The organism is Terribacillus saccharophilus (genome assembly GCF_000725365.1).
Taxonomy (GTDB): domain Bacteria; phylum Bacillota; class Bacilli; order Bacillales; family Amphibacillaceae; genus Terribacillus; species Terribacillus saccharophilus.
On the sequence record NZ_CP008877.1, the window covers coordinates 50434 to 73784 of the forward strand.

The 23351-nt window shown below is 35.7% G+C and carries 26 protein-coding genes; 13 read left to right on the top strand and 13 right to left on the bottom strand.

Annotation, left to right across the window (positions count from 1 at the left end):
- Positions 1–97: 97 nt before the first annotated feature.
- The 3 genes from GZ22_RS18120 to GZ22_RS17715 form a co-directional block, all read right to left on the bottom strand.
- Entirely contained in the window at positions 98–1294 is a 1197-nt protein-coding gene (locus GZ22_RS18120; RefSeq protein ID WP_051748612.1) for a hypothetical protein, read from the bottom strand.
- Positions 1295–1788: 494 nt separating this feature from the next.
- Entirely contained in the window at positions 1789–2037 is a 249-nt protein-coding gene (locus GZ22_RS17710; protein WP_041592321.1) for a hypothetical protein, read from the bottom strand.
- A 51-nt stretch (positions 2038–2088) separates the two neighbouring features.
- Positions 2089–2313 (bottom strand): helix-turn-helix domain-containing protein, encoded by a 225-nt coding sequence (locus GZ22_RS17715; RefSeq protein WP_041592322.1) that lies wholly within the window; start codon positions 2311–2313, stop codon positions 2089–2091.
- A gap of 126 nt (positions 2314–2439) precedes the next feature.
- Here GZ22_RS17715 and GZ22_RS18350 point away from each other — a divergent pair, with 126 nt between their 5' ends.
- Positions 2440–2655: a helix-turn-helix domain-containing protein gene (locus GZ22_RS18350; protein WP_041592323.1), complete on the top strand. Its 216-nt coding sequence runs from the start codon at positions 2440–2442 to the stop codon at positions 2653–2655.
- Between the two features lie 163 nt (positions 2656–2818).
- Here GZ22_RS18350 and GZ22_RS18710 read toward each other — a convergent pair whose 3' ends face one another.
- A complete protein-coding gene (locus tag GZ22_RS18710; RefSeq protein WP_164072138.1) occupies positions 2819–2968 on the bottom strand; it encodes a hypothetical protein in 150 nt (49 codons plus the stop codon).
- A 182-nt stretch (positions 2969–3150) separates the two neighbouring features.
- On the opposite strand from GZ22_RS18710, the gene GZ22_RS17725 reads away from it, so the two are divergent.
- On the top strand, positions 3151–3507 hold the full coding sequence (locus tag GZ22_RS17725; protein WP_051748614.1) for a helix-turn-helix domain-containing protein: 357 nt from the start codon (positions 3151–3153) through the stop codon (positions 3505–3507).
- Between the two features lie 473 nt (positions 3508–3980).
- Here the strand turns inward: GZ22_RS17725 and GZ22_RS17730 are convergent, their stop codons facing one another.
- Positions 3981–5162 carry a hypothetical protein gene (locus GZ22_RS17730; RefSeq protein WP_041592324.1) on the bottom strand — a complete coding sequence of 394 codons (1182 nt, stop codon included), beginning with the start codon at positions 5160–5162 and terminating at the stop codon, positions 3981–3983.
- 516 nt (positions 5163–5678) lie between these two features.
- Here GZ22_RS17730 and GZ22_RS17735 point away from each other — a divergent pair.
- Genes GZ22_RS17735 through GZ22_RS17745 form a run of 4 tightly spaced genes read left to right on the top strand, consistent with a single transcriptional unit; the run spans position 5679 to position 8105 of the window.
- Positions 5679–6833 carry a ParM/StbA family protein gene (locus GZ22_RS17735; protein WP_041592325.1) on the top strand — a complete coding sequence of 385 codons (1155 nt, stop codon included), beginning with the start codon at positions 5679–5681 and terminating at the stop codon, positions 6831–6833.
- Between the two features lie 20 nt (positions 6834–6853).
- Positions 6854–7261 (top strand): hypothetical protein, encoded by a 408-nt coding sequence (locus GZ22_RS17740; protein WP_041592326.1) that lies wholly within the window; start codon positions 6854–6856, stop codon positions 7259–7261.
- 30 nt (positions 7262–7291) lie between these two features.
- Positions 7292–7459, top strand: coding sequence for an antitoxin VbhA family protein (locus GZ22_RS18715; RefSeq protein ID WP_164072139.1), 168 nt, complete (start codon positions 7292–7294; stop codon positions 7457–7459).
- Positions 7452–8105 carry a Fic/DOC family protein gene (locus tag GZ22_RS17745; RefSeq protein WP_041592327.1) on the top strand — a complete coding sequence of 218 codons (654 nt, stop codon included), beginning with the start codon at positions 7452–7454 and terminating at the stop codon, positions 8103–8105. The genes GZ22_RS18715 and GZ22_RS17745 overlap by 8 nt, the downstream gene beginning before the upstream one ends.
- Here GZ22_RS17745 and GZ22_RS17750 read toward each other — a convergent pair.
- Positions 8100–8279, bottom strand: coding sequence for a hypothetical protein (locus GZ22_RS17750; RefSeq protein WP_041592328.1), 180 nt, complete (start codon positions 8277–8279; stop codon positions 8100–8102). The genes GZ22_RS17745 and GZ22_RS17750 overlap by 6 nt on opposite strands.
- A 373-nt stretch (positions 8280–8652) precedes the next feature.
- Between GZ22_RS17750 and GZ22_RS18720 the strand changes: the two genes are divergently transcribed.
- Together GZ22_RS18720 and GZ22_RS18725 are read left to right on the top strand one after the other, a co-directional pair.
- Positions 8653–8814 (top strand): hypothetical protein, encoded by a 162-nt coding sequence (locus tag GZ22_RS18720; protein ID WP_164072140.1) that lies wholly within the window; start codon positions 8653–8655, stop codon positions 8812–8814.
- Between the two features lie 524 nt (positions 8815–9338).
- Positions 9339–9500 (top strand): hypothetical protein, encoded by a 162-nt coding sequence (locus tag GZ22_RS18725; protein ID WP_164072142.1) that lies wholly within the window; start codon positions 9339–9341, stop codon positions 9498–9500.
- A gap of 451 nt (positions 9501–9951) precedes the next feature.
- On the opposite strand, the gene GZ22_RS17760 is transcribed toward GZ22_RS18725, so the two are convergent.
- Entirely contained in the window at positions 9952–10206 is a 255-nt protein-coding gene (locus tag GZ22_RS17760; RefSeq protein WP_041592330.1) for a hypothetical protein, read from the bottom strand.
- On the bottom strand, positions 10181–10435 hold the full coding sequence (locus tag GZ22_RS17765) for a hypothetical protein (protein ID WP_041592331.1): 255 nt from the start codon (positions 10433–10435) through the stop codon (positions 10181–10183). The genes GZ22_RS17760 and GZ22_RS17765 overlap by 26 nt, the downstream gene beginning before the upstream one ends.
- Before the next feature lie 262 nt (positions 10436–10697).
- Here GZ22_RS17765 and mobQ point away from each other — a divergent pair, with 262 nt between their 5' ends.
- From mobQ to GZ22_RS18730, 3 genes are read left to right on the top strand one after another with little or no spacing between them, the layout of a single operon-like run.
- Positions 10698–12779, top strand: a complete 2082-nt coding sequence (gene mobQ, locus GZ22_RS17770) for a MobQ family relaxase (protein ID WP_041592332.1) — start codon at positions 10698–10700, stop codon at positions 12777–12779.
- Positions 12780–12816: 37 nt separating this feature from the next.
- The gene (locus tag GZ22_RS17775; protein WP_041592333.1) at positions 12817–14328 is read left to right on the top strand and encodes an ArdC-like ssDNA-binding domain-containing protein; all 1512 of its coding nucleotides are present in this window, start codon (positions 12817–12819) and stop codon (positions 14326–14328) included.
- Positions 14329–14348: 20 nt separating this feature from the next.
- On the top strand, positions 14349–14522 hold the full coding sequence (locus GZ22_RS18730; protein WP_164072144.1) for a hypothetical protein: 174 nt from the start codon (positions 14349–14351) through the stop codon (positions 14520–14522).
- Positions 14523–15336: 814 nt separating this feature from the next.
- Here the strand turns inward: GZ22_RS18730 and GZ22_RS17780 are convergent.
- On the bottom strand, positions 15337–17904 hold the full coding sequence (locus tag GZ22_RS17780; protein ID WP_051748616.1) for a Z1 domain-containing protein: 2568 nt from the start codon (positions 17902–17904) through the stop codon (positions 15337–15339).
- 117 nt (positions 17905–18021) lie between these two features.
- On the bottom strand, positions 18022–19215 hold the full coding sequence (locus tag GZ22_RS17785; protein WP_041592334.1) for an AIPR family protein: 1194 nt from the start codon (positions 19213–19215) through the stop codon (positions 18022–18024).
- 158 nt (positions 19216–19373) lie between these two features.
- On the opposite strand from GZ22_RS17785, the gene GZ22_RS17790 reads away from it, so the two are divergent.
- The gene (locus GZ22_RS17790) at positions 19374–19607 is read left to right on the top strand and encodes a helix-turn-helix domain-containing protein (RefSeq protein ID WP_051748618.1); all 234 of its coding nucleotides are present in this window, start codon (positions 19374–19376) and stop codon (positions 19605–19607) included.
- 495 nt (positions 19608–20102) lie between these two features.
- Here the strand turns inward: GZ22_RS17790 and GZ22_RS17795 are convergent, their stop codons facing one another.
- From GZ22_RS17795 to GZ22_RS17805, 3 genes are all read right to left on the bottom strand, one after another.
- Positions 20103–20891: a protein NO VEIN domain-containing protein gene (locus GZ22_RS17795; RefSeq protein ID WP_041592335.1), complete on the bottom strand. Its 789-nt coding sequence runs from the start codon at positions 20889–20891 to the stop codon at positions 20103–20105.
- Between the two features lie 145 nt (positions 20892–21036).
- On the bottom strand, positions 21037–21390 hold the full coding sequence (locus tag GZ22_RS17800; protein WP_051748621.1) for a hypothetical protein: 354 nt from the start codon (positions 21388–21390) through the stop codon (positions 21037–21039).
- Positions 21391–21400: 10 nt separating this feature from the next.
- On the bottom strand, positions 21401–22561 hold the full coding sequence (locus tag GZ22_RS17805; RefSeq protein ID WP_041592336.1) for a hypothetical protein: 1161 nt from the start codon (positions 22559–22561) through the stop codon (positions 21401–21403).
- Between the two features lie 224 nt (positions 22562–22785).
- Here GZ22_RS17805 and GZ22_RS17810 point away from each other — a divergent pair, with 224 nt between their 5' ends.
- Complete coding sequence (locus GZ22_RS17810; RefSeq protein ID WP_041592337.1) at positions 22786–23244, top strand: hypothetical protein; 459 nt, start codon at positions 22786–22788, stop codon at positions 23242–23244.
- The last annotated feature ends 107 nt before the right edge of the window (positions 23245–23351 follow it).

Genomic DNA, 23351 nt, shown 5'->3' on the forward strand with positions numbered 1-23351 from the left:
TAAACCCCACCTCATAATTATTCTTTCTAAATAAAAAAGTCTACTGTTGAGAATTATATTATCCCCATCAGTAGACTAGCTTTTAATATTATATTATTTAATTAGGAGTCGAGCCAAGGTCATCCCAAGGAACACCGCTTAAATCAGACTCGTTATAGGTGTGCTTATCGTAAGTGTAATCACTCTCACCATTGCCACCATAGTTTTTAATTTCACCGCCACCAGTTTTCTTACCGTTTGAAGTAGAAGTACCACCACTAGACTTAGAACCCGATGAATTGCTAGAACCACCAGAGGACTTGCTAGAACTAGATGAGCTTTGTGAATTAGTAGATTTAGAACTACCAGAACTTGATTTGCCGGAGCTCGATGAAGAGCCACTGCTATACGACTTATTGGAACTTGAACTAGATCCTGAACTAGATGAACCACTTGAGTATGACTTACTTGAACTGCTTGAACCTGATGAAGAACTACCGGAGCTTGCTTGGTTTGAACTTGACGTTGCGCTACCGGAGTTTGACTGTGTTGTGTTGTTTGATGAAGAACCATTGGAGGAAGAAGTAACGGCTGCCGTTTCTTGTGCAGCTTCCTGTTGGGCTTTTTCCTGTTCAGCAGCAGCAAGCTTTTTCTCTTCTTCTTTACGTTTCGCATCTTCTTCAGCAGCAATTACTGTTTTCTCTACTTCAGAAAGCTTTTTTTTCAGTTCTTCCTTCTTCGATTCGGTTTTAATGTCCTCGACTAAGGCAATAGCATCATCGTATGACTTTCTGCTTGGAGACTTCTCAGCTTCTGCAACCTTTTCTGAAGCAGTTTGAATTGCGTTTAGCTGTGTACTCGCGTCAGCTAAGTAATCAACTAGGTATGTAAAGATTGCTTGATTCTTGTTTTTGATTTCGTTAAGATTACCAGCTACTGTATCGAGTTGTTCGTTTGTTACGTTGTCTACTAAAACGCCATCTTTCAATGTGCTTAACACATCTTTTTGTACGTCAGCTATGTCTTTCGCTGTTGTTACTTCCTTCGATAAGCTTTGTTTCTTATCTCCGTTCAGCTTAGCAACAGCATCTTCAGCTTTCTTGATCTTCACTTCGATGTCGTCAGCCAATCTTGTACGGTCTTTATTGTACAAAGCATCTACAGCATCTTGTGCGCTCTCAGTGTTTTGTACTTGTACTTGTTCCAGTCGTTCTTTTTCAGCAACATTTTGGTTATAAGCGTAAACGCCTGTGCCAGTTCCTCCGGCTAAAATGACTGCTGTTGCAACACCGACTATCAGCTTTTTCTTTTTCATTCCAACACCCCTTTACTATTATTATCGAACCAGATAAAACAAATTAAAGGATATTTTAGGATAAACGTTATCATGTTTACAATCTATTATGGGAAGACTACCTGATGAAGCAGCCTCCCCCCTATTAAAATCGCAATCACTTGCGAGATATTCCAATGTTAAAAAACATGGTCGAAAACGCAGGGCTCGAATCAGCATTTCTGGTTTTCATTGTTGTTGGGTTTTGGCTTGTCCCAACGCCCTAATGACTCATGATTAATATTTTAGACTCTTAAATTGAATCAAGGCTATTAATCAAGGTCAACGTTAAGTCACAAGTGGATTTTGAGCTCTGAGTCCACAATCTAGCAGGAGTATAAAATGAATACTCCTTTCCAAGTCGTATAGTTACCCCGAATAGTGACTTTTCATCGGGAACCACGCAATATCAAGTTCTCAAGGATCATTTTTGCGTAATAGAACGCAAACATCATAACGTTTAGATTACATAATTGTTAACTTACTTCATACAATTCGCTTATCTTATTCTTGCGTTTAGCAATGACATGTCCATCGACTGTTCTAACAGTCCGGATATCGTAGAAGATGTCATCTATCTTACATCTTCGATTCGTACGGGTATTTCTTACATCTAATCCATTGTTCAGTATGTAAGTCTCTTTGTTGAAAGTACGAATTGTAACCCTATTACCAAATCCTAAGAATTGAAATCGATTCATCTTAGGGACTCTACCTTTCGGCACTCCACTCACCTCCCCAAGATATTTTCTTTAAACGGTGCTATTGTGATAAAATCAAGGTAAAAAATCACTTAGGAAATCTGGTATTTCATCAACAGATTTCGCAAAAAGAACTCTATGAGGTACTTTGAATAAATCTTCTAGCTTTCCTAGACCAAACTCACTTGGAAAGCTTCTTCCTGATTCTATTCTTTGATATTGCCTCACTGAGATCCTTAGTGTCTCAGCAACTTCATATTGTGTTAGAAGCTTTTTTTGCCGGAATATCTTTAACAGCAAATCACCACCTCTTTCCTCTTACACGACATATAAGAGCGTGTGCTATAAGTATAGTTTACCCGACCTATAATAGCGTGTCAAGGAAGTTTTTAACAATTTAACTTATTTTTAGAAGGTTGGTAAAATATGAAAACCCTAGGAACTAGATTAAAAGAATTAAGGACAGAACGAGGTATTTACCAATCACATTTAGCGCAGTATCTATCCGTGACCACCAGACATATCCAAAGATATGAAGCAGACAAAACTGATGTATCTCTTTCAACACTAGTTGCTTTAGCTGACTACTTTGAAGTATCGCTTGATTATTTAGTTGGTCGCAGCGAAAACAGAAAATGCTAGGAAGCTTAGTTACTGGGTTCGCAACGAACTCAGTTGCTTTAAATCTACATCACAATACTGTTTTAATGACACCAAGCTCAGTGACGACATAATTTGATGTCTTCTCTTTTTATGACATCTTATGTCGTTTGAGATGAAAAAAAAAAAAATAGAATAAATGCAATTATAGGCAGCTGACTTTTTCTTGGTTGTGAAGCACCTCATAAACTGTTATAACTTGTGCGCTTTCTGTCTCCTTTCTTTTTGAAGTGCAATGAATCAAATTCAGCAAGTGAATGATCTCCTGTTTATCCTTGAGTTGTTGTTTTGACATATGAACTCTCTCCTTTGGTAAATAGTAGAAAATTCCCCCTTGTCGGTACAAAATTACCATAAGATTGAATTTAATTCAACACCAAACATCCAATTAGCCTATTTTTATGGTTAAAATTTACTAAAAAGTGGTTCACAAGCCTATTTTGCTTCGATAAAGTAGCCTGGAGGTGGTGAGAAAAAATGGAAGATAAATTAGAACCGAGAATCTTATTCAGTGAACGTTTGGCACTATTAATTAAATATAAGGGACTTACTAATGTTGAATTAGCGAGAGCTATTAAAGTTTCTCCCGGCCTTATTACAAAGTACACATCAGGTAAAGCTAGTCCTTCTTATGAGAACTTCGTTAAGATTGCTGATTTTTTTGATGTCTCTATGGACTATCTAAGGGGGAAAAGTAATTCCTTCAATGGGGATCCAGGAGACGGTAAACGAATCGATGCCTGGATTGGCCTGCTGGAATCTATGAATATGGATGAACAAGAAGAGAAAAGAATTGTAGAAGCTTTAAGATTATTAAATAAAAAAATGAATTAAGGGGAGACTATTATTTCATGTAAAGAACAATTATAAGTAAAAGTACAAATACTAATAAAGAGTACAAGAATATATAAAAAGACAAATATATATAAGGACATAAAATAAAGCGCTGAAACTCTTATCTAACAAGGGATCCAGCGCTTTTTAATTTTATTGATATACAGAATTCACAAGTTCACATATGTATAAATACTATATTCTTTATTTACATATTCTAAAATACTGTTTCCAATAATCCACATACTTTAAAATACTGTTACTAGACTATAGATGTTTTAAAATACTGTTTAATTTGTCGAGAATGATGGAATTGTACAAGTAAAAAACGGTTTTCTTGTAAGTCTAGTAGTTAAATTCGAAATAAGTGAGAGTTTTTTTAAGGAGGAGAAAAATGGAAAAATGACAAATAGCCTTTCCAATTAATCTTTTGAAAAGGCAAGTAAAACTAAGTATTCTTTTTTAAAGTGCAATTAAACCTTAAGGAATGTCGGATATTCGCCATATACCTTATGATACTCAATTTCAATTTTCATTTTCTCTTCTTCAGAGAATGATTCTTTATAGTCAGAGAATGCATTAGAGAAACATTTGTTTACAAATGCCCCTATGCGCTTAATTGACTTAATGTCACCATTTGTATGTAAGTGTTCCAATGTATCTGCAACTTTAGAAACAGTGTAATCGAGCATGGATTTAGCTTTATTAACAACTTGAAGGTGCGTAGAAACCCTCACCATTCGGCTTAATGACTTCTCGATATCTTTCATTTCGCGCCACTTCACCGGGATTCGAGCATGTTTTATACGTGCAGCCATTTCTTTACGAACTCTTGCGAAGGATCGCTGTTCGTTTTGCTCTTCATTTCGCTTAAAGCAAGCACCATTTAGGCTAAAAGAGAACTTCTCTATGCAGATTTGAACAAATGAGCGCTTACGTTGTGTTCTATGTAGGGATGGGTTTTTAATAGTCTCTGCTACAGGTTTAAATGAAAACACATTATGTATGGTATCTAGGAAGTCTCGTACCCTTTTAGCAGTTGTATTCAGTGCCTTTTTTAAGTAGGACATCGTTCTTTCGCCTTTTACGAGTTCAAAATCTTCCACATTTCGACGGTTAGTCCCTAATTGAACCGTAAAATACTGAGAAAGCTCGAGCAAAAGAATAGGGCCTTTATGATAACGGTGCTTGATAAGAGAACCAAAGATCCTCTCCTGGAATAAAGCTAATGGAATACGGAAATAGCTTGCTGTTTCTTTGTTAACGGAGTTGACGATTTGTTGATTGTACTTCCCATAATCGACAATTTCATAATGCATGCCTTTATCAGAATATACTTCAGCTACATAATTTCGCGCTATTAAGCTATCAAATGCTTTTTTAACAGTTTCATAGTTAAGGTTATGATCCGTAGCAAGGTTGGAAATGCATAGCAGCTTCCGTTCACTGATCGATGTATCTTTTGTTAAGGAACGGATCTGACCCATTTCATCGGTGTATAGGTGAAGAATCATAAAAACAGAGATTTCAGATGTAGTGATCGGGTAGTCAGTCACCATAGAATCATAGCGTAATTTATCCAAGTGATTCTTGAAGAATTTAATTCCTGCAATGGTAAATTTTTGGGGGTGTTTTTGCATGACTAAATTTGTCATGTGCAGCGCTCCTTTTTCTGACAACAAAAAAGACGATGAATCCCTGTAAATTCAAGGAAAACACCGTCTTTAAAGTGTCGAAAAAAGATAACACAAAAAGGACATTTTGACGCGAGAATCTTTTGACTTTCTGCAGATGTTCATGTAATATATACACATAAACAAAAGAGATTTTCAAAAGACTATCTGGTCAGTGTTTTCCCTAGTGTAGTTAGGGAGAACCGTCTAAGAGTGTTGGTCGCACTACTTAGATGGCTGGATGTCTTTTTTTATTTGTCGTTCGTTTTGTTGAGCTAAGTATAGCAGTTAAATTAAATGTACGCAATAGACTCCCTAGCTAGGAGTCTATTTTTTTGTCGTTTTTATAAAAAGAGCGAAATCAATGATTTCAATTAATGATAAAAATACTTATAAATGCTTATTTGTAGGTGTTTATAAGTGAAATCAGTTCATTGACTTATCGTGAATATAAATGGTATAATTGTATAAAGTGAAATCAAAAAGGAGTAGATTTATATGGAAATATCACGTATGAATGTTGATTTTGGTAATAGCATGTACATGAATATGATAGATGGTTATTTCTTTGAATTACCGACTAATGTAGTAGAAATAAGCCGTGAGAGCGCTGAGGGTAAATTTACTACCTCTATAGAGGAACCTGAAGAATTAAAAGGTAGGATATTAATCTCTACTAACATTGATGGTGAGGAAAAATTCTTCTTGGTTGGTGAGATTGCCGAAAACGAGGTTTTGGGAAATAACCACATCAGAAAACTACATAATAAAGCTACTTCGCATATCACATATATCATGTTTTTAGCAGCTACATCCTACCACCATGCTTTGAAAAAAGATGAAAGCAATGATGTTGTAATTAACTATTTTTCTACTATGCTGCCTATTTGGCTTTTAAAACAGACTTCTAAATTCAGTGAAATGCAAAGCGCATTCGCCAATCGCTTTAAAGGTAAGCATGAAGTGAAAATACTGACCCCAGGGATGGAAAAAACCTTAAATATCAACGTCCAAGAAGCAGTATGTAGGATTGAATCCGAAGTTGCTCGCTGGAGTATCAAGAAGAACTTCGACTTGGAAGACAATGCGCAAGCTGATCTATTTAAAGGCAATGATACTGTTTTATGTGATCTTGGTGGAGGAACCGATGACTTTGTATTGTTACCTGCAGGTTTAAAATCGCCAATCAGTAGAGATTCGTTTGATTATAATGCTGATAAGCCATTTCTTGAGTTCTTAGAGCAATTCAGGAAAGAAAAACTGGTCGAACACTTTAAGACTGTAAGAGATCTTGAGACATTTATATTTACTAACATTGATAAGTCTAAGATGGAGCGTAAGGACGGAAACACTGGACAGAAATTCGACTTAACTGAGACTATAAAAAAAGCATTGAAAGAATATGCACAAATTAAAATAACTCAGGTCGAGAATACGTTCCCTGCCCCTAAGGATAAAGTATACAAGTACTTCTATTTTGGAGGTGTGGCAACAGTTCTTAAAGAGTCAATCATGATTGTGACTGAAGAAAAATACGGACAAGAAATATCAGAAGCTAATCATATAATTGCTGATGATGCACGTATGCTTAATTTATTTGGACTAGAGGTTTTAAGTAGAGCTGAAGAAGCTAAAAGACTCTCTGAAGTCTAAAAGAAAACTAAGGTGAGATCATGGCTAACAAAAGTGAAAGAACCCCCCTATTCAATGTTAGAACAACACAGATGACTGATGAAATGTATGATTATGTTCTTAAGAGACTTGAAGAGCATGGTACCTTTCGTGAATATGCATTTCACTTAATTGAAAATGAGATGCAGCAGGAGAAACAAAGTCAAATAAATAAGGGAAAAGACAAACATGTCTATGATGTATTAATTGAACTTAAACATGCTATGGACAGTCAGTTTAGACATCTAAATAGAAAGATCGAACAAAAAAACTTAAATCTACTCTCTGATGTTTCTGATGACAGTTCTAATAAACAAAATGAAGAAAACTTTGGTACTAGAGAAGGACAGTTGGTACGCAATTCCCCACCTACTGGAGAAATCAATGAAGATTTCGATATGGACTTTTAAAGTAGATAACTTTAAGGAGTGTGAAGTCAATTGCCTAAAAGAAGTATTGATGAATCGATAAGAAGAGCAAAAGCTTCTAATGCATTAGAAGGGCTGCATTCAACTAAAGAACAGGATGAGTTGGTAAAGCTTAGCTTAGAAGGAGAAATTACACACGATGAATTTATTAAGAAAGTATTAGAATTAGCAAATGAGTAATTATGAAAATCAGCAATCAAAGTATTGCTATCCTGGTACAGATACTTTGATTAATAAATATGATATAAAAGATCACAAAAAACTTGAAAAGGTCGAAACTGCACTGACAGAAAAAAGACTTGCTGAGTTAGACCAGAAACCACTGACTGGATCTTTTGGAGTTAAACACCTTCAGAAGATCCACAAGTACATATTCCAAGATTTATATGCATTTGCCGGAGAATTCCGTGAGGAAGGCATATCGAAAGGAACAACGTTTGCTGCCCCCCTCTTCCTTGATCAGAACGGAAAAGACTTGTTGAATAAGCAGCTAAAAAACGAGAGATTCCTTAAAGGTTTGAACAAGGATGAAATGTCACAACGGTTATCTTATTACATGGGAGAATTAAACTTCCTCCATCCCTTCCGGGAAGGAAATGGACGAACTCAGCGTGAGTTTATGAGGACACTGGGATTAAAGAATGGTTTCAACTTAGATTGGTCAAAAATTGATAGAGCAACTATGCTCAATGCCTCTGTAAAATCTGTTTTGGATTCTGATGCTTTTGTTCCTATATTTAAAGAAGTAATTCAAAATGATGAACCAGATCAAGACCTAATTAAGGGATATAAATCATTAACAAAAAGTAACGAACTAGAGTTATAAAAATGAAAGAAGGAAGCCATTGGCTCCCTTCTTTTTTAATGGTCTTTCGTATTTATTAGGGATTACCTCTACATCTGTAGAAGTTAACTTCATTTTCATTGACTCACGACGCTTTTGTCGGGCATCGAGCCCTCCAAAACCGATTGATTCTAAAAGCGAATCAATGCGCTTCATATCGCTTCGCTTATTCGCTTGCAGCCGACTTCCTGGGCATCGAACCCAGGAAGTCGGACAAGGATGTAACTGGTTGTTACATCCTTGTCCTTGGGTGTAGTGTATGTCTCTCTCTCCTTCTTCTTCTCATTGTAAGAAAAGGCTTTTGACAGCCGGAAGGACGGCGTTTCATAAAGATAGAACGGCAAAGCCAAGTAGGCTAAGGGAGCGTAAGAAAGCAAAAAACGCTTCCCAACGCTCCCTAAGTCATTGGGCTTCGCTCGGTCTATCTAAATGCAACTTGCAAGTCGCTTCTTCGCTACGCTGCGTAAGCGATCCTTCCCCCTGTTTGCGCCTTTTCTTGCTTATGTATCAAGAAGGAGGTGATGATAAGATGATGGATTTTCTATTCGAATTATTTAAATGGTTAATGGCTGGAGCAGGTGCTGTCTTCACATTAGCTAAGGGATTAAAAGAGGTTGTCTCCCTTATTGATATGTACGTAGATTTAAAAAGAAAACTCGCCAATCGCAAAAACGATGACGAGAAAAAGTAAACTGTAATTCCCGGAAGGAGCTAACGGCAATTAGCTCCTTCCTATACAATTATTATAACATATTGTTTTGTTTTATTAAAAGTATTGGGCGCCTTTGTCGGGCATCGAGCCCTCCAAAACCGATTGATTCCAAAACCGAATCAATACGCTTCATATCGCTTCGCTTATTCGCTTGCAGCCGACTTCCCGGGCATCGAACCCGGGAAGTCGGACAAGGATGTAACTGGCTGTTACATCCTTGTCCTGGGTGTAGTGTATGTCTCTCTCCTTATTCTTCTCATTGTAAGAAAAGGCTTTTGACAGCCGGAAGGACGACGTTTCATAAAGATAGAACGGCAAAGCCAAGTAGGCTAAGGGAGCGTAAGAAAGCAAAAAACGCTTCCCAACGCTCCCTAAGTCATTGGGCTTCGCTCGGTCTATCTAAATTCAACTTGCGAGTCGCTTCTACGCTACGCTGCGTAAGCGATCCTTCCCCCTGTTTGCGCCTTTTCTTGTTTGTGTATCAAGAAGGAGGTGATGATAAGATGATGGATTTTATATTAAATTTAGCTAAATGGATAATGGCTGGAGCAGGTTCTGTCTTTGCATTAGCTAAGGGATTAAAAGAGGTTGTATCTCTTATTGATATGTGCGTAGATTTAAAGAGAAAGCTCGCCAATCGTAAAAACGATGACGAGCAAAAGTAATGTTTTAATCCTCGGAAGGAGCTAATTCGCAGTTAGCTTCTTCCTTTTTTTATTATATCAAACTAATTGTGATTATTCCATATCTGCAAAATCATTTCCTTTTCGGGGCATCGAACCCCTGTAAGGAAGGTTATTAATTACTACGCAATTTATAACCGACGAAAAACTGCTTTAAATATAGTTTTTCTATAGGGATGATGATAATTTAATACAGAATATCTACAAACTATAACAACTCTTTTGGACGGCAGCACTACAGACTGATCCGGAAGTAAAAAACACTTCCAGTCATTCTGTACGTGTCGCTGTGGCACTAAATGGCTCGATAACCACGCAATGTACGGCTCCAAAAAACGTGTCGCCTACATTGCGTAGGTTCCTGTTCCATTTGCCTTCGGCCGTACCCCACGAGCCGTAAACCGTTAAAGAATAGACATAAAAAAGAAGGAAGCTAATTGCTTCCTTCTTTTTTATGTTTATCCAGTTTGTTTGACTTTACATATGCAGAAAACTGCTTAAAGATTTCTTCTACCTCTTGTAAATCATTTTGATTCAATTCGAAATACTTTTCAGATAAAGCACCAATTTGAATAAGTCTCCTGGTTCTCTCTTTTCTACTTTCTTGACTTAGGGAATGTTCGTATACCTTTTTCTTACGTTCCAGATGTTCTATTTGCTGATTAAGCTTGTTGATTTGATTGTCCATTAGCTAAATCGCTCGTCTTGTTCGAACTCGATTCGTGATTATACTTCTTCATCAGTTCGTCTATGAATGCATGTATTTCTTCTGTTGTTTTGCTCTCAAGGTTAAATGATTCGAGAAACTTCTTTCCAGTGCTTCTCTCCAATTTAGCTACCTCTCTATTTCTCTTTTCCTTTAATTTTTGAATCTGTTCATCTATAGATAGTATTTTGGATTGTGTAGTTGCAGACATAATCTTCCTCCTATGTAATTTCTATGGTTAGTCTATCAAACTCTTTAATTGTGGGCAACAAATATTACCATTAACGAGGAAATAAATCGACAAAAATCCCAAAACATGGTAGGATATTATCCGTAAGGAAGTTATAAAGGCGCACTTATACACTCTATCGAGTTTGTGCTAAAATCATTTCGAACTTCGTTCTACATGATTTCCGTCAGGCGTGGTTATTAAAATTCGCTACGCTCATGTTATTTAGGAGGTGAATCGAGTTTTGGCTATCTATCATTTCAATGGGCAAATAATCGGTCGTATTTCAAAAAATGGACAACCTAAAAGTCCTGTATCAAGCGCTGCATACCGTTCAGGTGAAAAGCTACATGATGAATTAGAAAATAAGAAATGGGATTACGTTCGTGAAGTGAAGCCTGAAACTCATATACTCGCCCCTTCCCACGCCCCTAATTGGGTAAATGACAGAGAAAAATTGTGGAATGAAGTAAATAAGATCGAAAAGAATTATAATGCTCAACTTGCTCGAGAATTCAATATCGGATTACCTCTTGAGCTTAGACATGAACAACAAAGAGAACTATCTTTGGAATTTTGTGAGGAAGCTTTTGTGAATCGTGGAATGGTTGCAGATATCGCGATACATAGAGACGATGATAATAATCCTCACTTCCATGTCATGCTTCCAACGCGTCCATTCAATGAAGATGGAAGTTGGGGAATTAAAGCAAAAAGAGAATACATATATGATAAAGATGGTAATCATGTCTTAGACAAAGAAGGAAAAAAATCGTTCAGAAAAGTCCCTACTACAGATTGGGATTCAAAAGAAGTATTTCTATCCTGGAGGAAACTTTGGGCTGATAAAACAAATGAATACCTTTTGAAGAACGGTATTAAGGAAAAGATTTCTCACCTTTCTAATAAAGATAGAGGAATTGAATCTTTACCTACTATTCATGAGGGTTATGCTGCACGTCAAAGAGTACGTGAAGGTAAAGAGTCTGATCGTATAAATACAAATAAAAAGATCAAAGAACATAATAAAATTGTTTCCGATCTTAAGAAACATAAAGAGAAAAAATCTGTACGAGAATATCAGAATAAGTTTGCTCGTAAGTTTTCTCCGACGGAGAAAAGGATTCTCTCAACTGTTGCTAAAGAACTAAAAATGTTTGTTAACGTGGAATCGATTGAAGAACGAAAACAACAACTGAAACAATGGAAAAGGTCTATCCAATTTAGGAAAGACAGTGAAACAAAATTAAGCCAGTTGGAACGTATTGAGAAAGAAGAAATACTGGTTTCCGAAGCACTAGAAGTCTTCGAGACTGAAGCAAATCGTTTCTTAGACAAGCATTATTTTGATTTGGATTATAGTGAGTTTAGTACTCATGAGAAAATTGCAGTTGTTGAAAATACTATTGTAAATAATCGCATCCTGTCATTAGATCAGATTAATGAGATTAAGACAGAATTAGAATCTGAAAATATTCTTAAAGAGATCAATCACATAATCAAAGATAGATTCGCTTTTACACTGACAGTTAAAGAAGAGTATAAAAAACAATCAACCGTCGTAGATAAAGCAAGAGAAATTTTGAAGTTGAGTGAATCACCAACTGATAAAGAATTGAATAAAGCGAAATTAGCGAATCCTGAAGCTTATAAACTTTATGTAATTTACAGTAATAAAAAGGACAATACATTAAAAGCATATGCTCTGATGCATCAATTCTACGATCTGGAGATTCGCAAGAACTATCCAGAAATTAATATCGAAAATATGTCATTGGAACAGAAAGAATTACTTGTTGTAGGAACAGAGTATTACGAGAAACCAATTACATTGGAATCAATTCCGGTACTTAGAAGATACTCTACAGAAGATCAAGTAAACATAATACGAATACTGACCAATACTCATGGAAGTGATTGGGAAACAAGGTTGCATAATAAAGCTAAATATCCTAATTTCCAATTCGATAATCCAAGATTTTTGTTGCTGTTTAAAGATGAGTGTCTACGAAATATCAAAGAGCTGCCGGATGATGAACGACAATTACTACAAATTATTAATCCAGACATTAAAGCTCACGATAACTTATCTAGGGAATTTAATATCCAGTCTCTAAATTCAGACATCAATAAAGAGATTAATGAATTTACGATGGATTTAACTAAGGCAGCCAATACAATTAACGGATTTACGGGAGGATTGTTCCAAGGACTATTGGAGTCAAGGAATTTCGATTCTAAGAAGCAATTTGAAGAGGATTTAGAATCTAAATCCAAATCAAAGACTAAGAAACGGAATATTCATAGCTCAGGCCCATCATTATAAGTTTGAAACAGTAGAAGCTAAATAAGGAGTGAGAATTTTGGCAGAAAGAAACCAGACAAAGACACCTTCACAAAGACAACCAGAGCTTCAGGATAATTATCAAAAGCTATTAACGGGTGTAAAAGAAGCAGTAGCCAGTGCTGATGATTTCAAACGATACTTGGATTTTGCTAGTAAGTTTCCGAAGAGATCCCTACGAAATCAAATGCTTATTTATACGCAGAAACCTGATGCTCTATTAGTCGCAGGATTGAAGACGTGGAACAAGTTTGGGCGACAAGTGAATAAAGGTTCCAAAGCAATCAAAGTATTTACCCCTATCACAAACATAGAAAAAGAGATTGACCCAAAGACAGATAAAGAAGTCGAAAAAAATGTGATTAAGGGATATAAGATGGTCAATGTTTTCGATGTGAATGATACAAAAGGAGTCCCTTTGCCTCAACATTCCCTAGTCCCGGGGTCAGTTAAGGAAAGTGAATTTGCTGAAAAAACTTTTCAAGCAACAGTAGATAAATTACGTGAGGAATTACCAATAGAATTAGATAGGAACGTTGCTCATGATAATAAAGGTTTCTATTCAACTTTAGAACATAAGATTGTTATCAATGCTGATCCGGATAAGGACATTTCCAGTCAGTACGCAACGCTTATTCATGAGTACGCACATTCGATCTTTCATAGTGAAACAGGTAAGTATCGTGATTATGCTGATAAAACAAAAGAGCTTCAGGCCGAGAGTGTTGCTTACCTGACAGCCAAGAGTTTTGGGATGGATACAGGAGATTATAGTTTTGCTTACATAAAAGAATGGGCTCGAGAATTAAATGATAAAGTGCTGTTAGCCTACCAGGAAGATATACAAAAAGAAAGTGCAAGTATAATAGGAAAGATTGAAGATGTCATTACAGAGCGAAATATCACTTTTGATGTCCCTTCAGTATTGCAGACCAATACCAGCTCCCTTCAAGAAGGAGAGCTGCCATTGACGCTGCTGCAACATGGAGATACATTTGCTATTGCTAAAGGGAGATTCATAGAGAGCTCCCTCAACAGCTTAGAAGGAGTAAAAGGACTAGGAGTATCCTTCACTCAAAAAGAGACAGCAGAAAGCGCCTTTGAGCTTATTAAGGGTCATATCCCGCTGCAACACGTAGAACAAGTTAGTGAGAGCAAAGGAAAAGTACAAATCTACAAAAGAACGCTTTATGATCCACTGCAGCAGGTTGAAAAGGACATGTACTTTGTTGGCGTAGCCAGCTTCACAAATGTTAAAGCGATATCTAGTCTGACACATGACAGAGCAATTGTTGAAGCAGAACTTGATAAGCTCGTCTCCAGAGGCATTGGCATGGGAGAGCATCAAAAGATGGAAAAGGATCTGGCAATGCGAGACCGTGACGGAGACGGCATGACAGACCTTCAGGAAAAAAGAGACGGTACAAACCCAATTAATCGCGATACGGATGGTGACGGTATTCCTGATAACATTGATACCAATTCCCGTAAACGTGGCATAGAACAGCCGGAGCTTGACCTTTCCCTATAATTAAAAGAGGAGTGAAATCTATGAGAAAGTATTTTGCATTCGAAATCGAAGCTAACGAAAAACCGATATATGCTTTTGGCGAGTGGGAAGATTCGAATAATTATACTACAGACGCCAAACTTGCTCATGATAAGTACGTGGCAGCATATGGTGAAGTTGAAGATGGAAGATATATAGTGTTATATGAGAAATAATCACTTGAGAAAATAAAAGTCCGGTCTCTTGGTGAGGTCGGACTTATTTATTTCTTCTTTACACAACTAGATTGAAAAATATAAATGATGCGCTTTGTTTTTTTACAAACGTTTACGTAAATGTTTGTGAGATTTTATCGAGTTATTGGTGTGATACTTATTGAGCATGAACCATAAAAGTGATTGTTAAAAAGAGGACCTATCTCTAATCGGTCCTCTTTTTTATGTTGTTATTCAAAGGTACTTAGTTTATTAGTATTTACTTCTATAAGAATTGCACTGATTCCATTCGGAATATCTAATTCAGATATTGCACTAGGATTTGAATGGATCATTTTCAATCTCTGATACTAACAAAAAGCCACCGAGGGTATCTTCGGCCATATTCAATGCCCGTCTAAAATCTTCACCAAAGGTTAAACTACCTGTTAATCTAGGAATTAAACATTTACATTTCCTTCTTCGTCTGGCTCAAACAATCCATAATATTTATCAATAGTTACTTCCGATAACATTAAGAAAAAAACATAAACATAAACGTATACGTATACGTTTATGTTTGAAAATCTCTTGTGATTTAGCATAAATGTTATCGTGGGTATTATCTAAATATTATTGGTCGGACGGAAGTAGCAGCGCACAGAGTTGGAAAAGTGTTTGGAATATGTATACTTAGGAGATACGTTAAAATAGAAGCAATTAAAAGAGGTTGTTATTAATTAGATTTATCTATATAAATCTAATTTCAAGTCTTCGTAGTATAGATTTTATGCGTTTAAAAACAGGCGCAGATTAAAATGCGCCTGTTTTTAAGTTAATTAGCTGATTCTTCCACTGTATTTACAGTGTATTCTATATCCCTTGTTTCACTATGAGGAAATACTATGGATAAACCTATTAGCTTTTGATTAATACTTTCGATAGGTTTCTTGTTCTCAGTTGCCACAAATGGATAAATTAATAAAATAGGTTTTTCAATAAGATGAATGTCTTCGTTAAGATGGTTACTGATTTCTTTTAAGTCATTCCCACTTCTCAATACGTTGATATCAATTAAGCCCCTTTCGCGAGATGTTTGTCTCCCGGGCCTATTGCAATCATACTTACCGACAGTAGCAACATTTCCCTTTAATTGGTTTGACATAAGGAAAACTCTAAATGTCTTCAAATTCCCTTTCGAGATTTCGTGATTAATATATTTTAGCCATCTTTCAGGAGAACCGGATATAACATCTTCCGGAACCTCAATTTTTTTCAAGTAATTAATGATATCTTTTGCATATACTTCTTCCCACAGTCGAACCTTACCTTTAGTTCCTAAGTTGTGATCTGGCTTAGGAAGACTATCTAAGAACGCTTCTGTACTGGAATAATTCTTTTCTATTATCTCATCATTTGTATTAAAGAAGATAGTTTGTGGTTTAGTACCGGCATACGATTTCATCTCTAGATCATTTGTGGCACTTTTTAATTTCAATAGACTTGTTACTTTCATGACTGAATGCGATCTTACTCGTAAGCCAAACTCAATTGGCTTTTTATCTAATTTTTTCATTGTCTGCAACAATTCTCTAAACTCAAAATTTGCGACTGCAATTGCTCTAAAATCTTTTACTAATTGAGAAGAGATGTAAATTCTGCAAAGATCCTCAAAATCTTTTTTATAACCGAACCATCGTCCCATCTGCATTAATGTATCATAAGTGTTGCTAGAGCGTAGATAATAACTAACAGTTAGCCCCTCTAGTGTCAACCCTCGTGAAAGCTTATCGCCGCCAATCGCAATTACATTTAAGCCATTATCCTTATTCTTTTGATAATCAAGACTGTCATCAGATTCACCATTTATAACCATTATCTTAATTGACTCTATAGATTGTTTTATTTCAGAAATTACTTCTTCCCATGATTCAATTTCATTAAAGATCTGCATTTGTAAAGAAGTAGGGATGTAATCATCTCTCCAGAGCTTAAGGAAATCTTTAATGATTTCATCTTCGTTACTCGCTAATCTGTCAGTTATCAGGTTAAATTCCTTTTTAACTACTTCAGCAATCTTATCATGAGAGTCAACGGATCTATTAATATGGATTAACATGGAGTTATGTTCTTTTACGTGCCCTCTCAACTTTCTTACCGCTACAGAAATAATAAAGGATTTAATCGCTTTAGAGAGATCATCAGGCACTTCTGTAGCCTCATATACCTGTTTTTCTGATTTATCATCTTCTATTGTTCTAATTAATGGCAGGCTCTCACCATCTTTGAAACCAAATAACTCATCTGGACCTAAGTATTCCTCTTTTTTTGGCAAATCTATGATAAAGTCTTTAGGAAATAGATCTGGACCATAAGTTGGGTGATTTGTGCGATGATCTATTAATATATTAGCAAATGGTGTTGCTGTGTAACCAACATAAGATCGCTTACTAAATAGTAGGAAGTTTTCTCTTATTAACCTATTTATAGTCGAAGGCTTATAATTAATGTCGTTTCTATCAATATTAGAATTCATTACGTCTATCGACGCCTGATCAGCTTCATCATCTATAAAAAGAATTGGTAAGTCTTTATCGACTTTACTTAAGATTTCTTTTAATGACTCTAACACACTAGTTACTTTTTTGGTTACGATAATTGATGGAGTTTCATTAGTAATTAGCTGATGAATACCAGATTTCGCTTTAGTACTATTTAAATCGCCCTCTTTAGTACGAAGAGTTACAGGCCTTATACTTAACCGTTTTATTTTTCCTACGCCTAAGATTGTCTTAAAATCTTCAGTATTCGTCCCGATTATTTCCTCATCGACACGCTTTTGGGTCTGAGTTCTAAGATCATTGTGAATTCCGGATAAGATTACAACTATTTTATATCCAGAATCAATCGCTTTATTTGCTAAAGCTATGTAATTTTCGGTTTTCCCCGATTGTACATAACCCACTACTAGTCCTCTCTTATCAAAGCTCTCCAATGCCGGGTTACCTATGTTAGAAAGAATTCTATGAGTTAATGTATAAAGTTGATTTATTTGAAAGGCAGAACGATCTTTATGACTAGTAAGGTAATTCCTGAATCTCCACCATCGTTCCCATGTGTTATCTGGTTGGTATTCCTCCAGCCACTTATTACTAACGTTATCATTAGTTAATATTCCAGTTTCATTGTCGTCATATTCTCTGTAATTTCGTAAGAAATCTTGTAGTGAAGTTCTAATACCATCTTTACTTATTTCCGATTCGCTTACCTTTTGATGGTTAAATACCTCTTCAATAACAGTTTCAATAAGTTCTTTCATCTCCTCAGGAGATAGGTTGGTTGTATCACTCAAATGCAACTCGGCGTTTCTTAAGGCGAACTGTTCTGCTAAATGCTGATTCATTATGGGACCCCCTAGTGTTTTTATGGCTGATAACCAATTTTACTTCGAATACAATTTTGAGTTTAGTTCCAACTCAGAGTCGTACCCGCAGCCGATCTTTTGCTTTTTAATAAATAATTACTCCGCTTGGTTAAGAAGGTATTGAGTCAAGACATTGTTGTATAATTGTTTCCATGTTCCTGTATCTTTACCAACAGCATTTGGGTTATTACCCAATGTTCGGCTTCTTTCTACAGTATCACCTACGAGATTTTTCCCAATTTCTTCGAAATATTTTATTGGGTCTGCTTTCCAATAGTAAACTCCATCTTTTTCAGCCAGTAGTGCACGGAAAGCTCCTACTATAGGATACAAGAAGCCTTTAGGCGTACGGTGTTCCATGTTCTTTTTGTATAACTTAGATTTAAATTTAGTCTCGTATTTTGGAACCTCAACACCTTTTACTCTTCCGTAAATTCCTCCACTATTAACTTCACGGTACTTTCTTGCCATGCTAGTTTCCACTAGATCATATAATTTAAATATATCTGTCATTACATTTTTCATTTTGTAATAAGGATTACTTTCAACATTGTCTTCATACTTATCATAAGCGGTTGTATAGTCCTTAACACAAGTTTGTTTAGAACTATAAGCACTTACAGCCATTTTTTCACGATTGTCATGCTTCTCTAAATTAAACATGTATAGAAGAGTTAGAATATCAGCAACATCAATATTCTTATCTTCATTTTCTCTATACGCTATATCATCCTTAAACGGCTCACTCTCAATGGACTCTTTGATCATATTAAACTTTTGTTTTAGTTCTGCAATTGCTTTATCTTGAACTTGAACTGAGGTATTTCTTGCTGCAGCAACATCTTCGAAAATATCTTCAATACCAGTTAGAATTTCAATTCTAACAAATTGCTTAGTATTGGCACCAAGGCTATCACGGTAATCAAGGATTGTTTTATAAGTATGTCCACCATCAACATTTCCGTGAACAGTCTCATCTTCTATGAAAATAGTTAACTCTGAGTTTGTATTATCAAACTTTACATCCTTGGCTGACAATAAAATACCTCTGTTTAATATAAAGAATGGAGAGTGATCTGATAATAGACCATCCTTTATACGTCCAGCGACTTTCGTTCTCATATTTTGCTCGCGTGGATTGGTCTTAGTAGGAATGCTTTCAGGAAGCTCTCTTACATCCACAATAGCAAAGATCATTTCTGGTGCTTTTTTCTTAGTATCATCCATAAAAATACCATATGGATTTGGAATTTTCCTAAAACTTTCTACCTTAAATTTCAATTTTTGCATATTGCATTCTCCTCGCAATTTTTTCATTAGCTGACTGCTGAGGGGCAGTAGCCGTGATAATTGGTAACTAATTACATAATAAATTACCCTCAAATAAAAATAAACACACTATAGTGTGTATTTGTAAGTTATCTTATAATTATTTTAGAGGTGATTTTATGGATAAGGAACTAGATAAAAGGCTTAAGTTAATGATTGGGGAAGCAATTCGAATTGAGAGGGAAAGAAATGGCTTTACTCAAGCAATTTTAGCTGAGGAGTCAGGTTTACATCATAATTTTATTGGTCTTATAGAAAGAGGAGAAAAAACATTAACAGTTATTTCTTTACATAAAATTTGTTTAGCGCTAGGTATAGGTATGAGTGATTTACTTCAACAAATTAAGTTGTAATTGTTATGATATAAGAAAGGGGATGATTAATAATAATCATCCTCATCAATGATAAATGGTTCTATCATTAAGGAAGACACCCTATAAGAGTGTCTCATTGCTTAATCTATTCATATCTTCTTAAATGATGGTGAGCGTTTTCTATATTATTTGAACGATGAAGGAGAATGTTTTGTATGTAAGCTCTAATGCCATAAGTTAGCTATGTAAACGTTTCTGTTTACGTATACCTTTATTGTTTTGCAAAATTGTTGATCTTGAAACACCTTTGTAAGAATACGGTGCTGGAATCCACCGGCACCCCTCATAGTCACTTCCGATAACATTGATTATGTAAGCTAAAGTACAAGAGATCTAAACACTAAAAGGAAAAAACACAAACGTATACGTTTGTGTTTTTTCCTACAAGTTACACTACTTAATTATTAGGGGATATTGTCTAAATATCAATGAAGCATGGTCCATGTACATTTCTTCAAACACCCTTCCGTTCCCCTATACTTCGTCAACAGACCAGCTAATTGCTACAGTCTTTGTCACCCTTTTCTTTGCAGTTAAATGTTTATATGGATCTTTTATTATGCGAATATGAGGCTCATCATTCACATTACTTACTAAGACTAAGTTAAAGTTATCTTTTAACTTCTTTGCAACGCTCCATTCCTTATCAGTAAAACTTACTCCTCCTTTTGATCCGGCTAATCCTTTTACCTCGTATACAATTTTTGGTTTAACATCCACCTCAAAGTCGTACCCGCAGCCGTTATCACGGCAATCAATAATTGGAGAATTTAATCTATCAATTTCTCCAGCATTATATTTCTTTAAGAAAATCTCTTCAGCTTTCTTACCAGTTATTCCACGTGTACCAAATTTCTTTTTTGATTTATGCCCATCGTCATCATCTGCATCAATAGTTTCTGTATATATATCTATGTTCTGTTTAATTTCGTCTTTAGAGCCGTTAACGTCTATAATATCTCTTACAATATCAACTAGTGCTTCTTCACTTAGATCTTTAAATTTCTCATAGACTTCTAATTTAGACGGACCAAGAACGTCTTGATGCCATCCCTTTCTATGTCCATGTAAAGGATCAAAATGATCTCTCATATTCTTTATCGTTTTCGGTTTGACATTCAACCTTTTTCCGATTTCATCAAATGCTCTTGTTATTCCCGTATAGATTTCAATGTTTTCAAGTGGTGTACGATCCGTCTCATCAACATAAAACCTAGACAAATAATAGGCTACAATTAAAGCTAATTTATTATTTTTATCCATAATATACTCTCCTGCTAACGTAATATCTAATGTGTTAAGGGGCACTTCTACCTGTGTCTAACTTGGTTCTTAGTAAATAATAAATGTGCAACTTAAACGTACACGTAAACGTTTTTGTTTACGTGTACATAATTATAAAATGATCTTATTTGGCTTCGGATAGAGTCAGATCCCCATACTGGTCCTTTACATCTTCTGTTTGTGCAGTGAAGGTATACTCATCACTATTCTTTTCAATATTAAAGGAAATCGGTCCTTCATCTGAATCTTGGCGTTCCATTGTGAGTACGTCACCGTCGATGCTATAGCTGAATCCCATACTTATGCCAGCAAAAGTAAAAGTGATAGTATCCTGACCAAAACTGGCCGTATATGCTTCTCCATTTGTTGCAACCACATTCCATTTTTGAGACTGTAAATTATCCTGAGTACTAGCTCCACATGCTGTTAGTAGAAAGATAGTGAAAAAGGCAAAGCATGAGATAATTGTTTTTTTCATTTTTACTCTCCTATTCCAGTGATATTGGTTGGTCTATTCTGCCAATAGTATATTTTTGTAAAGTAGGATTACCTTTGAATTCTACTATGGAGTAAACATTAATAGAGTCTTCTCCAACAACCATAGTCGCATCATATACAGCAGCCTCTGTAGGGAGCGTATACTTACTTATTTCAGTTGTTTCATATGTTCCATTAGTAGAATATGAAAGATCTGCTCTAGCTGCCATCCCATCAGTGCATCCTGCACAAAGATAAGTGTCTAATTTATATAGGTCTGCGATGTTTGACTTGTAGACATTGCTTGGTGCGACATCAAAATTCAAATCAAAACTCATTTCTTGTCCATGTTCATCCCATATGAAATCATCCACTTTGATATCGTAAACAGTATCTTCTTGATAGATAACTCCATTGTGAACATCCAGTAAGTCTACTACTCCATCTTCCATGTTCTTGAGTGAATACAGTTCTTCACCCTTATCATTCATCAAAACACGCTCGTAAGAGTAATCAGAAGAGTCTTGTATGTGATTAAATATGTATGCCTTACCATCACTGCCTTGAACTAAATCTGCGTCTTCTCCATCTTCTGTTTGTTTTACTAGTTCTGCCGTTACCGATCCGGTCGGATCAAACGTTAATTTATAAACCACATGGTAATCCGATTCTCCAACAACTTCTAGATTGTACAATAAAGAATCACCAGAACTGATAAGTTCTCGATCACCTAAACTGTCCTTAGGCAGGCTGCTATCAGTTATATTTATTGGAACGTCTTCAGCAACCCATTTGTTATCCTTCTCTACAGATACAGCAAGGTCATGGTCTTTAGAATCGTAGATAAAATATGTATAGCCGTCTTTCTCGATAATCTCAAATCCTTTGTAATCTTGAGCATTACTACTAAAAAGTGTTGAATTTCCAACCTGGTCTACTTTTTCTTGTAATGTTAAGGTTTGTGGTGCAGCATCTTGCTGTAAAGCTGCGTCTTCCTCTTTTGAAGTAGTTTCAGTTACAGGCTCTTCTAATGTTGATGCTTGTGGAATGACTTCTTCGGGAGTATCTGCTGGTTTAGCTGCTGCATCAGTATCGTCAGAACTGTCGTTTTTTCCACATGCACTAAGGACAATCATCACTATCAAAAATGATGACATCAGTAGTTTGTTCATTTTCCTTGTCAACCCCTATTCTGGATATGTATGGTATAATCGCAATTACTAGTATAAAATACTAGTGCTATTATTCCCATCAATTCCACCTTATTAGAAATAAAAAGGATAAATTGACTTATTTACGTAAACGTAAACATAAACATAAACGTTTAATTATGTAGCTGATCTATAATGTTGAGATCCGAACCGTAGATAAAATGTAAAAGTTAGGAGAGATTCTATTGTATCAGGAATATAAAGTACCTAATCGTAAAAAATGGCTTTTGACAGATGACTTTCTACTAACTCTAAAAAATGAAATTGCAAAGGCAACCAAAGACGATCTAGATGGTAAAAACTACTGGAACTATTATGCTCATATTGAAGGTAGGGTTATATTTGATGGTGCATTAAAAGAGGCCTCTAAAAAGCATAATGTATTAAAGGCAATATACGAATACACCCATAGCATTGATTGGTATAAATCCGAAACTTTTGAAGGTTATATTTTCGAAAGGATGATGGAGAGGAATATCATAGAGGAAGGTGATGCTGCAGAGTATACGTCAATGTACGATGAATCCATGGAGGAACTAGAGAAGAACGGTGAGATTCAAGTTACAGAAGAAGTCAGACATCATAATGGATATAGTGTTAAGGTTAATAATTGGGAGTTCACTAACAAATTCAAAAGCGAATAAATCAAATGTTTACGTGTACATTTATGTACACGTAAACATGATCTTAACCATATTATTATATAGTGCTGAATTGCTGCACTAACAATCCTAGTTTTTTTGGTCAAAGA